This window comes from Listeria sp. ILCC797, assembly GCF_900186185.1.
Taxonomy (GTDB): domain Bacteria; phylum Bacillota; class Bacilli; order Lactobacillales; family Listeriaceae; genus Listeria; species Listeria goaensis.
Map to the genome: position 1 here is coordinate 163,371 of NZ_FYBS01000006.1, position 13,582 is coordinate 176,952.

13 protein-coding genes are annotated in these 13,582 nt (G+C 39.4%); 3 read left to right on the forward strand and 10 right to left on the reverse strand.

Translation table 11 applies throughout. The features are described 5' to 3' along the window. Positions 1-38: 38 nt before the first annotated feature. A complete protein-coding gene (locus tag BN1609_RS08175) occupies positions 39-695 on the reverse strand; it encodes a site-2 protease family protein (RefSeq protein WP_088825734.1) in 657 nt (218 codons plus the stop codon). 74 nt (positions 696-769) lie between these two features. Between BN1609_RS08175 and BN1609_RS08180 the strand changes: the two genes are divergently transcribed. Next, positions 770-955, forward strand: coding sequence for a 2-hydroxymuconate tautomerase (locus BN1609_RS08180; RefSeq protein WP_088809685.1), 186 nt, complete (start codon positions 770-772; stop codon positions 953-955). 95 nt (positions 956-1,050) lie between these two features. On the opposite strand, the gene BN1609_RS08185 is transcribed toward BN1609_RS08180, so the two are convergent. From BN1609_RS08185 to BN1609_RS08225, 9 genes are all read right to left on the reverse strand, one after another. After that, positions 1,051-2,367, reverse strand: a complete 1,317-nt coding sequence (locus tag BN1609_RS08185) for an HD domain-containing protein (RefSeq protein ID WP_088809684.1) — start codon at positions 2,365-2,367, stop codon at positions 1,051-1,053. 15 nt (positions 2,368-2,382) lie between these two features. Continuing rightward, on the reverse strand, positions 2,383-3,216 hold the full coding sequence (locus tag BN1609_RS08190) for a biotin/lipoate A/B protein ligase family protein (protein WP_088809838.1): 834 nt from the start codon (positions 3,214-3,216) through the stop codon (positions 2,383-2,385). A gap of 294 nt (positions 3,217-3,510) precedes the next feature. Continuing rightward, on the reverse strand, positions 3,511-3,693 hold the full coding sequence (locus tag BN1609_RS08195) for a hypothetical protein (protein ID WP_088809683.1): 183 nt from the start codon (positions 3,691-3,693) through the stop codon (positions 3,511-3,513). A 21-nt stretch (positions 3,694-3,714) separates the two neighbouring features. Beyond that, a complete protein-coding gene (locus BN1609_RS08200; protein WP_088809682.1) occupies positions 3,715-4,038 on the reverse strand; it encodes a YxeA family protein in 324 nt (107 codons plus the stop codon). A 196-nt stretch (positions 4,039-4,234) separates the two neighbouring features. Beyond that, on the reverse strand, positions 4,235-5,884 hold the full coding sequence (locus tag BN1609_RS08205; protein ID WP_088840737.1) for a peptide ABC transporter substrate-binding protein: 1,650 nt from the start codon (positions 5,882-5,884) through the stop codon (positions 4,235-4,237). A 149-nt stretch (positions 5,885-6,033) separates the two neighbouring features. Next, positions 6,034-6,648, reverse strand: a complete 615-nt coding sequence (locus BN1609_RS08210) for an SdpI family protein (protein ID WP_088809680.1) — start codon at positions 6,646-6,648, stop codon at positions 6,034-6,036. A 23-nt stretch (positions 6,649-6,671) separates the two neighbouring features. Beyond that, positions 6,672-7,304 (reverse strand): nicotinamidase, encoded by a 633-nt coding sequence (locus BN1609_RS08215; RefSeq protein WP_088825736.1) that lies wholly within the window; start codon positions 7,302-7,304, stop codon positions 6,672-6,674. A 2-nt stretch (positions 7,305-7,306) separates the two neighbouring features. Then, on the reverse strand, positions 7,307-7,825 hold the full coding sequence (locus tag BN1609_RS08220; protein WP_088809678.1) for a dihydrofolate reductase family protein: 519 nt from the start codon (positions 7,823-7,825) through the stop codon (positions 7,307-7,309). Then, on the reverse strand, positions 7,815-8,828 hold the full coding sequence (locus BN1609_RS08225) for a zinc-binding alcohol dehydrogenase family protein (protein ID WP_088840738.1): 1,014 nt from the start codon (positions 8,826-8,828) through the stop codon (positions 7,815-7,817). The genes BN1609_RS08220 and BN1609_RS08225 overlap by 11 nt, the downstream gene beginning before the upstream one ends. 358 nt (positions 8,829-9,186) lie before the next feature. On the opposite strand from BN1609_RS08225, the gene BN1609_RS08230 reads away from it, so the two are divergent. Further along, complete coding sequence (locus tag BN1609_RS08230; protein ID WP_088809676.1) at positions 9,187-9,864, forward strand: Crp/Fnr family transcriptional regulator; 678 nt, start codon at positions 9,187-9,189, stop codon at positions 9,862-9,864. A gap of 106 nt (positions 9,865-9,970) precedes the next feature. Further along, positions 9,971-13,567 carry an immunoglobulin-like domain-containing protein gene (locus BN1609_RS08235; RefSeq protein ID WP_159458331.1) on the forward strand — a complete coding sequence of 1,199 codons (3,597 nt, stop codon included), beginning with the start codon at positions 9,971-9,973 and terminating at the stop codon, positions 13,565-13,567. Positions 13,568-13,582: the final 15 nt, after the last annotated feature.

Sequence of the window (13,582 nt, forward strand, 5' to 3'; positions counted from 1 at the left end):
TATATTATAGTTAAAAAAGACTGGAAAATCAACCTAACTCAAAATAAAATGCCTGTCCAAAAGGTCATCATAAGTTCCAAGATTTTAGGAATGAAAATATTAAAAATCGGACCAATTGTAATCGCATAAAGTGGCGTTAAGGCGATAATTAGAAAAATTAAAAATGCATATTGCTCAAGTGGTTGGATTTTCGCACGCAATCGATTGGGCAAAAACTCCACTAACACTTGATAACCGTCTAGTGGTGGAAACGGGATTAAATTGAACACAAACAACACGAGGTTTAGTTGAATAAAAATCGTCAAAAAGATCGACCAAATGGCATCGATTTCGCCAATTCCTAATCCTCCCGTAAAATAAGAAAAAATGCCCACTGCTAAAAAAGCCAGTAACAAATTACTAATTGGTCCAGCAAGAGAAACGATAATACTTCCTAATCGGCGTTTCTTTAATTTAAATCGATTTACTGGTGTCGGCTTTGCCCAACCAAATCCAACAATAACCACCATCAAAAGACCAATTAAATCTACGTGGACTAGCGGATTAATAGAAAGTCGCCCTTCATTTTTCGCCGTGTCATCTCCAAACGCGAGTGCGGTAATAGCATGAGCCCATTCATGAACAGTAAAAGCAATCAAAATAGTGACCACAACGTATGGCAGCATTTCTAACGGATAGGCTAAAAAATTACTCATTTAAATTTCCTTTCGAAAGTGAATTTTTTGATATATAATAATGATAAATAAAGATGATATCGAGGTGATTAAACGTGCCCATCATAACTATCAAATTTTTAGAAGGTCGAAATGATGACCAAAAACGCGACCTAGTGAAAGACGTGACAGATGCTGTTTCTAAAAATCTAAATGCACCTAAAGAAAATATTCACGTCATTCTAGAAGAAATGAAAAAAACAGATTACGGCGTCGCCGGCGTGCGCAAATCAGACTCATAATCCACCTGCAAGCTTGTCTGATTATGTGAAAAATTAGGCAGAGCGCAGGGATCGCCGTTTGTCATCAGTCTGGAAAGCCCTTTTTAAAGGGCTTTTTAGCTGTTCTGCTTTTCATGAATTAACGTGACCATTTCTTCTGCGATTTCGGCTGGAATACGACCATTTTCAATAAAATCAAGCGGAAAATATAGTTTGATATCGGTACGGATTTTCCCGCCAATGGATTCAACAATTGGTGATTCCGTAGATAATTCTTTTAAATCTCCGTTGGGTAGAAGAAGTTGAATAGGCGATTTTCCTGAACTAGCGCCTGGTTTATAGAGATCATATGGTAAATCAGATGAGGAGTCGACAACTAAATAATAGGCTGGATCAACTTCAGCTTTTTCAAGACAGCCTTTTAAACGATTGTAGAAATCGGCATCCTTAGATGGATCGTAATCCACGTAACGAAGCAAACGTCGGTTTAAGAAGCGATTGCATAAGTCACTCAAAATCTCATCATTTTCATGCTGCCAAACAGAAAAATAAAACGTTAAAATCGAATCGTCGAGCGCAATATATTCCTCTAAACACACTTGTTCTTTTAAAAAAGGGATGATTTGTACGGGCGACATTTTGAATTCATAGCCCGCTAAATAAAGCGACTTGGCGCGATTTAAAATCTTCCACAGTAAAACCTCACCACTTCTACTTACAGGATGGAAATAAACTTGTTGGTACATTTGATAACGGCTCATTAAATAGTCTTCCACAGCGTGCATGCCAGAATATTTAATGATGACACCATTTCCATCTGGGCTTGGACGTAAAACGCGTAGAATTCGTTCCATGTCAAACTTTCCGTAGCTAACGCCCGTATAATAAGCGTCACGCAATAAATAGTCCATTCTATCGGCATCGAGTTGACTTGAAATCAATTTTACAAGCGTTTGGTTTTCGTGAGTCTTATTTATGATAGAGGCTACTAGGCTCGGGAAGTCGTCTCCAGCCCGAAGCAGAACTTCTCTTACCTCGGTTTTTCCCATAATAATCTTTTGGGTGTAAGCTTCATGGTCGGTATGAAAAACTTTCTCAAAAGCGTGCGAAAACGGGCCGTGTCCTAAATCATGAAGTAGCGCTGCGCATAGAACCGTCATGCGCTCCTCGTCTGACAACTGATACTCACCTGCAAAAGTAACATCAATAATTTGGCGTACAATCTCATACACGCCTAAAGAATGGTTAAAACGACTATGCTCAGCCCCGTGAAACGTTAATGAGGTAGTGCCGAGTTGCCGAATTCGCCGCAAACGTTGAAATTCCTTTGTTGCAATTAAATCCCAAATCATTTGGTCAGATACGTGTACAAAACCATGAACGGGATCTTTAAAAACCTTGCCTTCATCTAGTTTCTGATTCACATAACCCATATTACGTCACACCCCTTACATAATCTTTCTATTTCTCTCTAAAATACGCTCATAATACGTCGGAAGCATATCCAGTTCTTCCGCAGAAAGCGTACTTGAAAACAAATCGTCCGCATAAAATCGCATGCTGTTCAGTAAACGCAATACGACATCATTTAAACTGAGTTCCGTATCTAACAGCTTTGAAAGTGTACTCATGACACGTTTATCCACATCTGGAAAATGATATTTATCTTGCAAATCTTTTCCACTCTTTTGGTAAAAAGAACGAATTAATTCGGCGCGCTCATCTTGATTTCCGTCTATGCCTAGATAAATTTGTACCGCGACCCCTCTTGCCATGCGGCGCTGAGAAATACCAGCAAATTTCTTTCCATCTATGCTTAAATCATAACTCCCCGGGCAATAGGAGTTTTCAATTTCATAAGCTTTAATAACTTGATTAAAATCTGCAAACATATCTTGGATTAATGTGAGCATAGTATCGTAGCCACGATTAATTGCAATGCCTTTTCGAACATCTGGTAAAACAAGAGAGAGATTTAAAATGTCTCGATCCAAGACGACGGCAAGACCGCCTGAATTCCGAAGCACTACTCGGTAGCCTTCTTTTTCCAAAAAACGAATCCCTTCTTGCAAGTTCGGAAGCTTTGTATCTTGTATCCCGATTGAGACTGTTTTCTCGTGCACCCAGCCGCGAACTGTCGGTGGACTTAGTTCAGCCCCGATAAAACGGCAAAGCGTGTCATCCGTTGCATATGATTGAAGTGCATCAAAAGCCGGATTTGGCGTAGTCTGATCTAAAAAACGCCATTTTTCTTGCTTAAGTAAAGTATTTTCTAAAATCATCACCCACTGAAAACCTCCACATTCTTTTTTGTCATTATAACATAACCAATTTAATGTGTGGGTAGAACGGCGGAAAATAGCTCTTTTACTTCACTTTTCTTGCTTTTATAAGCAAAACAAAAATCCCCACCGTTATTCCGACCAATAATTTTATTATAGGTTGCTTTTTCAAGGAAATCCCTCCAAAAACCCGATTTTTATTTTAGTTCCCATATTTTCTGTTCCAAAACAAAAAAAGAACGAGGCTTGTGCCTCGCTCAATATATGAAAAGCTTAGGGAGCTTTTTAGAAATTTTAGTAATCGTAGTGATTACGTTTTGGTTTGCCATTCCAAATCTTGTTAATCAAGAACACAATCCCTGCTAAAATAAGGATTGGGAGCAAGAAGTGTAAAGTAACTCCAATAATTTTAAAAACAATGTTTAAAGCAATAATCGCTAAAATAATTGTGAAGAAATATTTCCAAAATTGATTCATATCTGTTCCTCTTTTCTAATTTTATTTGGCCGATACAACGGTCGTGTCGTTTAATTCTTTTGTTTGCGTAACCATGTTGTTGTCTTGAATCACAAGACGATATGCCTTGTCTTCTTTTAAAGGTTTATTTGAATAAAACCGAAGTTTCATTGTTTTCCCTGTTGCTGTTTTACATTCTTCATTAAAAGCATAGCCTTTAAAATTGGATTTTGTAACTTTTTCGCCTGGGTTTGTGATGGACACAGTATATGTATCTGCTGCTTGCGCAAAGGGCGAAGCAAGTTCAACAAACACCATTGTGATGACAAAAATTGCGGCTAAGACGCCAAACCAACCCTTTTTCATAATTTGTAACCCCTTTTGTTTAACTTGATAAATTGATTATAGTTAAAATTTCATTTCTTTACGAAAGGCTGCAGGCTGAAAATTTGTACATCGCCAGACTGATTTCAATTTCAGCCTAAAAAACCCCCGCATTTAATGCCGCGTCCTCCAAAAGTTAATTTTTTTTGGAGAATCGCTCATAATGCGGGGGTTTTACTTATTGTTTAGCTATCCATTTATAATTTTCCGCGCCGATTGGGTAGGTAATGTAGTCTTGTAAATCGGGATTTTGTAAATAGGCACGACCGCTTTGGTATAGCGGGATTAAGACGGCATTTTCTTTCAATAAGATTTGCTCGGCTTGTAGCAGGGCATCAAATCGTGCGTTTAAATCATTGGAAAGTTTTCCTTTTGCGCCTAGAACAAGCTCATCGTATTTGGCATTACTAAAACCTGTATGATTACCAGGGCTGTCTGTCAAAAATAGATTCAAGTAGGTGAGCGGGTCTTGATAGTCGCCGCCCCAGCCGCCTAATAGCAACTCAAAATCTTGCGTCACATCTGCTTTAAAGCTCACTTGCGTAGGCACATTTTTCAATTTGATCGTTAAGCCCGGCAAATGGGTTTCCAACTGATTTTGAATGAACTCAGATTGTTTCTTTTGGAGCGATGTGTCGCCAGCTGTTAGCGTTAACGTAAGATTATTTTTGCCAATTTCTTTTAATCCTTTTTCAAAATACCGTTTCGCTTCTGCTTGGTTGTAAGGAATTAGGCTTCCATTAAGTTTACGGAAGTCTTCGCCATTTTTAGGACTGAACATGATTTCACCCGGAACAACTCCGTCAAGCGGTTTCGAACCGTTGGCAAGAAGTGTATCCACCATGCTAGCTTTATCAATCGCTTCCGCAAGTCCGCGGCGAATATTTACGTTAGCTAACTCCGTTTTCACACCGTCCTTGCCTTGGTTCATTTTCATGTAAACAGAGCGCCCCGTAAGTGATGTATGGAAATTTTTATCGCTTTCAAACTGCTTAACAAAATCGCCATCAAGCTCAATACGATCTAGTTTGCCAGTATTATATAAGTTTAAAGCTGCGTTAGTGTCTTTCACAACCGTTACATGAATTTTATCAGTACGCACATTTTTAGCATCCCAATATTTCGGATTCTTCACGTAATCCCAACTTAGCTTCGTACCGTCCCAATTTTCCAGAGTATAAGGTCCGTTTGAAAGCAATGTTTCGCTTGATGTGCCGTAACGGTTACCTTGTTTTTCAAGCCACGCTTGTTTTTGCGGGAAGAAAGTTCCCGTTGTTAAAAGCTCTTTGAAGATGGGCACAGGGTTTTCCAATTCGACTTGAAGCGTCTTATCATCAAGCGCTTTAACGCCTAATTTATCCGGACCCATTTCGCCCTTTAAAATTGGCGTGGCATTTTTGACGATTTCTTCCATTTGTGGCCCATAAGCTGCCGCCGTTTTAGGATCCACAACGGTTTTCCAAGCGTATTCAAAATCTGCCGCTGTAACTGGGGAACCGTCTGACCAATTGGCCTCTTTTTTTATTTTAAAAGTAAGGGTTTTGCCATCATTTGTTACGTCTGGTTCGCTTTCAGCCAGCGCGAGTTCTGGCTTCCCTTCTTTATTTAAACGATAAAGTCCTTCGAAAACTTGATTGATTGCCCGAAAACTTACACTGTTGTCTGCTAAAATTGGGCTTGCATTTGGAATCGCACTCGTTTCCATGATATTCACTGTTTTGCTTGTTTTTTTGTCAGCAGATTCCCCCGTATTGTCCTTTTCTGCTCCGCAAGCAACGAGTAGCGCTAAACTGAGTAACAACAAACTTATAACGACTTTTTTTCGCAAACTTTGTTCCTCCTTTTTATCGTATCTCTCCTTTTGGAAGCGCTTTTCTTCACATCAAAAAAAGACGGTGCGCTGTCATCTATGTACAGAACTTCCGCCTTTTATTATATATGGAACTGTATTACTTGTAAATAAAAACTGTATCACTTTTACTTCTTATTAAGATAAACTCCGGAACCTACTACGATGACGCACATGCCCGCAAACATACTTATCATCAGGAAGCTTGGGTCATTTGTCATGAAAATTGCTAAAATTAAACAGGAAACACCAGAAACAGTAAGTGTCACAATGGTAATTTTTTTCCATAAGTTTTTAGAATAGGCATCCACTTTCTTGAAACCTAACATTCTTAAAAACAAAAACACCTTTTTTGAGTAGGATAAATACGCGGCCACAAGAAGCATGAATGAGCCTGCGGCAATAAGTGCAAAGCGGCCGGTAGGGATTTGATAGCCGAGTCCATACGCGATAATGCTAAGCTGAATGATGGCCAACAAAACAAGGAGCAGCCTAAAACAATATTCGAATTCTAATTTACTTTCTTCTTTTACTTTTTCTTTCCCATAATATTCGGTACCGGTAAACATAATCATCAGAAACGGCATTAGGACGAGTCCCAGCCATTTTTGCATAAACATGTCTGGAGAGAAATCGCTTCCGAAATGTACGGCTATTTCAGTTGGGAGTAGCGGATAACACGCGATGGAAGCGACCACCGTGATAAAAATTATCATACTTGGAAAAGTTCCGACTTTCTTCATTTCTCTCACCTTCTTTTAAAAAATTAGGCTAGGTAGGCACTCAATTCTTCGCGATTTTCGAGTATTTTCACGTTGGGCGTGGCTTCTAATTCAGCTTTCGTTTGCTTGTAGCCTTCTTCTGTGAGCGCACGCGTTGCGGGTAAATAAATGGCCACGGAAAATCCAGCTTTAACCAATTGAAGAGCAGTTGTTTTGACACAAAAATCAAATGCGAGCCCGCCGATTAGGACGGCATCAAATTCGTTTTGGCGAAGGTATTCGATGACGCCGGTTGAGAGTTCTTCGCGGATATCGTGATAACATGCCCCGTAAGGATGGAGATTTCGCTCCATACCCTTCCAAACGAAATAATCATATTCGGTGGGCGCTGGTAGTCCTTCTAGGAGCTCAAATCCTTTCGTGCCGGGTTCGCAGTGTCTAACCCATGTTAAATCGGCATTCGGGTAATCAAGCGGTTTTAACATATCTGACGGGTTCTGGACAACCCAGACGGCGTTTCTTGGGTGGGCATCTTTGCTACCAATTCGGGCAGCGCCAAATTTGGCCATGTATTCGAGTTCTGGGACGATTTCCTCGGCGTTTGGGACGGGCAATTCATTTGGGCAAACTGGACTAAACCCATTTTGTGCATCCACATCAAAGGTTGCAAGTTTCATTTTTATTCCTCGTTTCTATAAACTAATTGTGCAAATTGACCAAAGCGTTTGACATCCTCTAAGACGAGATTATGGCGGTCATCGGCTTCAAAAAGCGGAATGCCTTCGCCAAGTATGATGGGCGCAATGGTTATCACAAATTTATCAATAGCTTTTTCTTTTAAGAATTGCTTAACGAGTTCGGCTCCGCCTACAAGCCAGACGTGCTCCCCATCAATTTCGTTTAGCCATGAATTAATATTTCCGGAAACAAAATCGGCGTATTCGTCTGCCGTACCCGCTTTTTTATTCGAAAAAACATATACGTCTTTCTTACTATAAGGGAATGAGTCCGTTAACGAAAAAATTTGTTTGTACGTGGTACGACCCATAACGACTGTGTCAACGTTATCAAAGAAAGCTTGGTAACCTGCATCGCCTTCGCTATCAATACTTTCAAGCCATTCTACACTCCCTAGTTTATCAGCAATATAACCATCTAGGCTAGTCGCAATATAAAGCGATACTCGTTTATCTGTCATCGTAATCAAATCCTTCCACAACTAATTTTCCAACCATATGTCCTTCTTCAATGATTTGGTGCGCTTTTCGAAGTGTTTTCGCATTTATTGGCGCAAGTACCTTGTTCAACGTGGATTTCAATTGGCCTGTTTCTAAATAAATAGCGGCTTGCTCTAGAATTTCGTGTTGTCTCATCTGATCTTTTGTTTGATATTTCGACCGTGTAAACATGAACTCATAACTGAAAGTAGCGCTTTTATCTTTTAATACACTCATCTGAACTGGCTGCGTAAGTTCAACGATGGAACAAATTTTCCCTTGCGGCGCAATCGCCTGCTCCATGAAATTAAAATGTTGATAGGTGTCGTGTAAACATAAAATGTAATCCACCATTTGAAAACCCACTTTTTGGAGTTCTTCCAGCATATTTGCTCGGTGATTAATAACAAAGTCGGCGCCGTGAGCTTTCGTCCAAGCTATCGTTTCTTCTCGACTTGCGGTGGAAATCACAGTTAGCCCCGCTATTTTCGCTAGTTGCGTCGAAACAGAACCCACACCACCTGCACCATTTATGATTAAAATGGATTTTCCTGCTTCAACTTGCAAGCGGTCGAACAACGCTTCAAATGCGGTGATGGTCGTAAGCGGCATTGCGGCCGCTTCTTGGTTCGTCAAATTTTTAGGTTTGTGTCCCGCTAATCGCTCATCAATTAGTGCGTATTCGCCGTTACTCCCCTGCCTAGTCACATCACCAGCAAAATAAACTTCTTCGCCAATTTGGAAAAGCGACACCCCGCCGCCAATTGCTTCCACAGTTCCGACTGCATCAAATCCTAAAATTTTCGGTTCTTTTTCAACTTGACTTTTTGGGGCGCGAAGTTTTGTATCCACAGGATTGACTGAAACGGCTGCAATTTTAACAAGCAAATCATGCTTTCGGGGAGCCGGCAAAGGCATTTCTACATCTATTAAACTTGCTTCATCAGAAATTGGTAAGTAGCGATATAGACCAACTGCTTTCATTTTTATCCACCTCTTCTTGGTTACCTATTCCCCGATATTTCAAAAATAAAGCGTAATTCATTTAAAATTTTGATTACAAAAAAAGCGGTTAAATTTGGCAAATTGTTAATAATTACACGAACTCCTCTCACGCTTACGGCGAAAACACATAGATGTAAACGCTATCCATTTTTCAAAACAATAATGTCTAAATTGTTCTTTTATATGTTCCTTTTTCTCCATAAAAATTAGAGAATGATGAGGTGGTTGTCAAAAAGTTGTCACATTTAGACAGTAGTAATAGGGTCTATTAACACAAAAATTTCTGTTCTTTTTTTGTATACTAATTAAGAATACAAAGGAGGCCTCTAATTCATTTATGGAGTATATAAGTTCGGATATCTCGATACAAAGCATGCTAGAAGAACTAAATATTAATAAAGTTTGTGAAGCGCATGTCGTTAAATTTATGGCAAAAATGGGACAAACTATTTTTGACTCAAACAAGAGTCAAACTTCTGTTTTATTTGTCGTAAGCGGGTTGGCAAAAAAAATAAATACAGATTATCAAAGCGAATTTATTATTAATTTATTAAAAACTGGGAATGTAATTGGACTATATAACGGGTTAACCAATCAAGCTCACTCAGAAGAACGAGTTATTGCCATAACCGCATGCACTGTTATTAGCGTAGATAAAGAATACTTGCTTAACTACTTAGCCATCCGACCCGCTTTTATGGAACTACTAATTCGAGACATGTCAACTACTATTACAAAAACTCACAAACGTATGATGTATCTTTCCAATTTATCACGCGAAGATCGAGTTGCAGCTTCCGTGCTAGACTTATCCAGGGAAATCGGTATTAACGAAGGGGAACATACGATTTTACCAAAAGCAATTACAAAGAAAATATTGTCTGATTATTCGAGAGTTGAGTATCGGTATTTCCAAAAACTTTTTTCGAAAATGAAAACCGAAAATTTGATTGACAATAGAGGCCCTCGTATCAAAGTTAATCAACAACTTCTAGAATCGAACATTTCTTACTAAATGATTCAGAATTATACATATTTTATACAAGGAGGTGCATCGTATGTAACTGTTGAAGAATATTTTTAACCCACAAAAATTAAGAGAATTGATAAAGGAGCATATTATGAAAAAAGGAATTATTTTAAGCGTGGTAAGTATCTTATTTGTTGGCCAACTTGCCACAACCATTCTGCCTGTTAGTGCATCTGCAAATGAAGGCGAAGCGCAAACAAATTTAAACGCGGCAAACGGCATTACAGTAAACACATTTACGGAGCTAAAATCAGCGCTTCTCGATAATGAGATAACAGATATCACATTAGGTGCCGATATTACATTAAGTTCCACCTTATATCCTCGTGGTACAAACAAAACCATTCATGGTAATGGTTTCACAATTAATGCCAACCTCAAACAAATTAAATTAGTTTCTTCTGGAGCAGTTGCCAAAATGGATAATATAAAAATTATCAATACAGACGTTTATGGCCTATTTTGGAGCGATGCTAACGATGTTAAAGTTACTTACAAAGATGTTGAACATACGGGGAGACAACTGGTTTACTTACCTTCTGGAGAATTAATTCTTGACGGGCAAGTATCTAGTATGTCAACTAGTGAAGAAGTTTACCAAGGTAATAAAATGACCGTTTTACCGGGTGCCACTGTTGATTTTGAATCAACTACCATAAACAGATCATTAGCACCCGTCACTCTAATGAAGACTGACAGTCAACTAATTGTTGGGGAAGGTGCCCATTTAAACATTAAATCAGCTGCGGCAAACATTTGGGGAACAACAAACACAAAACTTATAAATAATGGACATATGGATCTAACATCCGACCGATATCAAAATATTCACTTAAGTACTTATAGCACTATGCAGTTTAATAACGGTAGTACTTTAAAAGCAAATTCTGGTGATACAGTTGAAGAAGCTCTAGAAGCAACAAGCGGTTCTATTTTCGTACAGTCTGGCGCAACTTTTGAAGTCACCTCAAAGGGTACTCAAGGAACGATTATTACTGGTGACCAATTGGTTTTTGAAGATGGTTCAAATTTCTCTATTACGAACAACAATGATAGGGGTGCTGTTTTTGGCACTTACTCACGTTCTAGCGATGTTACGCTTGAATCCCAAGAAGGAATCCAAGTTTGGAATCGCGGCGCATTGACTTCTGAACCTATTAACTATGCTGGCCCATTAGTAGCCACCTTCAATTTGAACGGCTACTCATCAAGTGTATCACAATCTAAATTAGTTTCTAACAACATCAATTTCAAAGATGATTTCAAAACAAGCTCTACAGGAAAAATCACTGGTGGTAGTTTCGCGAAAGTTGAACTAATTGAAACGACGATTAATTCATTAACGGAGGAATCGACAACCGTTACTGGAACGGGCGAACCAAATTCGCTAATTGAAATCAAAGCAAATAACTCTGTACTTGGCTCTGGAACAATTGATAGTGAAGGCAACTATAGCGTCACAATTCCTGCCCAAGAAGCTGATACAGAAGTAACGGCTCAGGCGACTTTTAATGCATTAACATCTAACGTGGCTTCTACTACAGTTCAGGCGATTACTCGGTCTGGAACAATTACTCCTAACGCTTTTACAATTGGGGATGAAGCTATAACTGGTGAGTTTACGGGGGATGTTACATCCGCACGCCTTTATGTGAATGACACTTCAACGAATGGCGGTGACTTTAAGGCTGACGGGACATTTGAATTCCCTGTATCAACCGAATCGATTAAAGTTGGCGATACGGTCGAAATCGTAGCTTTAGACAAAAATGGTGAAGAATTGGATCGTAAAAACGTTGAGATTATTAGTAATTTGAGCGGTACGCTTAGCCCAGCTGCTTATTTAAATGGAAATTCAAACATTACTGGGGAATTCACTGGTGATATCAACTATGCACAGCTTCTAGTAAATGATGTACACGTGAGCTTTGGCGGAACTTTTAGCGCTGATGGTACGTTTAGCTACTATGTTGCACCTGGGACAATTAAGCTTGGCGATACCGTAACACTTCGAGGCATTCACAGAAATGATTCTGGAGAGAGAGAAGTCCTTGATACGAAACAAGTGGAAGTTATTCCGCAAGGTTCTCTTACAACTGAACCATACTCGCTTGGCACATCAAATATTGGCGGTTCATTCACTGGTGATATTAATTTTGCTCGACTTTTAGTAAATGGCATACCTGTTAGTTGGGGCGGAACTTTCAACACAGATGGAACTTTCAGCTTCTATGTTAACCCTACGCAAATTAAACTTGGTGACGTTATTACCATCGAAGGGTTCTACCGCACAGCTTCTGGGGAAACTGAAATCCTCGATACAAAACAAGTGGAAATTGCAGCGCTAGAAGGTACCCTTACTCCTGATGAATACTCACTTGGAACGTCAAATATTACAGGTGAATTTACTGGGGACATTAATTTTGCACAGCTTCTTGTAAACGGTGAATCTGTTGGTTGGGGTGGAACTTTTAATGCTGACGGAACTTTTAACTTCTATGTTAAATCTAACCGTATTACTTCTGAGGATACCGTAACACTTCGAGGATTTTACCGTGATTCTGCGGGAAATACGGAACTAATTGATACAAAACAGGTGGAGATTGCAGCGATAGCCGGTACTCTTTTGCCAGACGCATATACAATTGGCGCTTCGAACATTACAGGGCAATTTACTGGCGATATTAATTTTGCACGCCTACTTATAAATGGCGAGTCTATTGCATGGGGCGGAACTTTTAACGAAAATGGAACTTTCAACTTCTATGTTAACCCTACGCAAATTAAACTTGGTGATATCGTCACAATGGAAGGATACAATCGTACGACTACTGGTGCGACTGAAATTCTTGATACAAAACAAGTGGAAATTGTGACTTTAGAAGGCACTCTTTCCCCTGATGTATATGAAATTGGTACTACAAATATTACGGGGCAGTTTACTGGGGATATTAATTTTGCACAGCTGCTCATAAACGGTGAATCTATCGCTTGGGGTGGAACTTTTAACGAAGATGGAACTTTCAGCTTCTATGTTAATCCTACGCAAATTAAGCTTGGCGACATCGTCATAATCGAAGGATTCAATCGTGCAACTTCTGGAGATACTGAGATTCTTGCAACAGAACAAATTGAGATTTCAGCTTTAGAAGGTACTCTTTTACCGGACATCTATGCACTTGGTACTTCGAATATCACGGGGCAGTTTACTGGGGATATTAATTTTGCACAGCTGCTCATAAACGGTGAGTCTGTAGCTTGGGGTGGCGTTTTTAACCCAGATGGAACTTTCGCCTTCTACGTTAATCCTACTCAAATTACACTTGGGGACGTTGTTACAATCAAAGGATTCAATCTGGCAGTTTCTGGGGAGACTGAACTCCTTGATACGAAACAAGTAGAAATCGCGACTTTAGAAGGTACCATTACTCCCTCTGACTATACACTAGGATCTTCAGAAATTACCGGGGAATATACGGGGGATATTAATTTCGCACGATTAGTTGTAAATGGAACGCCAACAAATCGCTGGGGCGGCGTTTTTAATCCAGATGGAACTTTTAGCTTCTTCATCTCACCAAACTATATTAAATCAGGCGATGAAGTTGAGATTCAAGCGATGTATCGCACAACTACACGTGAAACCAAAATTTTAGACACAAAAGTAGTGACGCTTGTTAATCCGTAAGTAAGTGATTGGTTC

Excerpts from the sequence above, each read along its gene's own strand:
- BN1609_RS08175 (WP_088825734.1), bottom strand. The coding sequence starts at position 695 with ATGAGTAATTTTTTAGCCTATCCGTTAGAAATGCTGCCATACGTTGTG.
- BN1609_RS08185 (WP_088809684.1), bottom strand. The coding sequence starts at position 2,367 with ATGGGTTATGTGAATCAGAAACTAGATGAAGGCAAGGTTTTTAAAGAT.
- BN1609_RS08190 (WP_088809838.1), bottom strand. The coding sequence starts at position 3,216 with ATGATTTTAGAAAATACTTTACTTAAGCAAGAAAAATGGCGTTTTTTA.
- BN1609_RS08195 (WP_088809683.1), bottom strand. The coding sequence starts at position 3,693 with ATGAATCAATTTTGGAAATATTTCTTCACAATTATTTTAGCGATTATT.
- BN1609_RS08200 (WP_088809682.1), bottom strand. The coding sequence starts at position 4,038 with ATGAAAAAGGGTTGGTTTGGCGTCTTAGCCGCAATTTTTGTCATCACA.
- BN1609_RS08210 (WP_088809680.1), bottom strand. The coding sequence starts at position 6,648 with ATGAAGAAAGTCGGAACTTTTCCAAGTATGATAATTTTTATCACGGTG.
- BN1609_RS08215 (WP_088825736.1), bottom strand. The coding sequence starts at position 7,304 with ATGAAACTTGCAACCTTTGATGTGGATGCACAAAATGGGTTTAGTCCA.
- BN1609_RS08220 (WP_088809678.1), bottom strand. The coding sequence starts at position 7,825 with ATGACAGATAAACGAGTATCGCTTTATATTGCGACTAGCCTAGATGGT.
- BN1609_RS08225 (WP_088840738.1), bottom strand. The coding sequence starts at position 8,828 with ATGAAAGCAGTTGGTCTATATCGCTACTTACCAATTTCTGATGAAGCA.
- BN1609_RS08230 (WP_088809676.1), top strand. The coding sequence starts at position 9,187 with ATGGAGTATATAAGTTCGGATATCTCGATACAAAGCATGCTAGAAGAA.
- BN1609_RS08235 (WP_159458331.1), top strand. The coding sequence starts at position 9,971 with ATGAAAAAAGGAATTATTTTAAGCGTGGTAAGTATCTTATTTGTTGGC.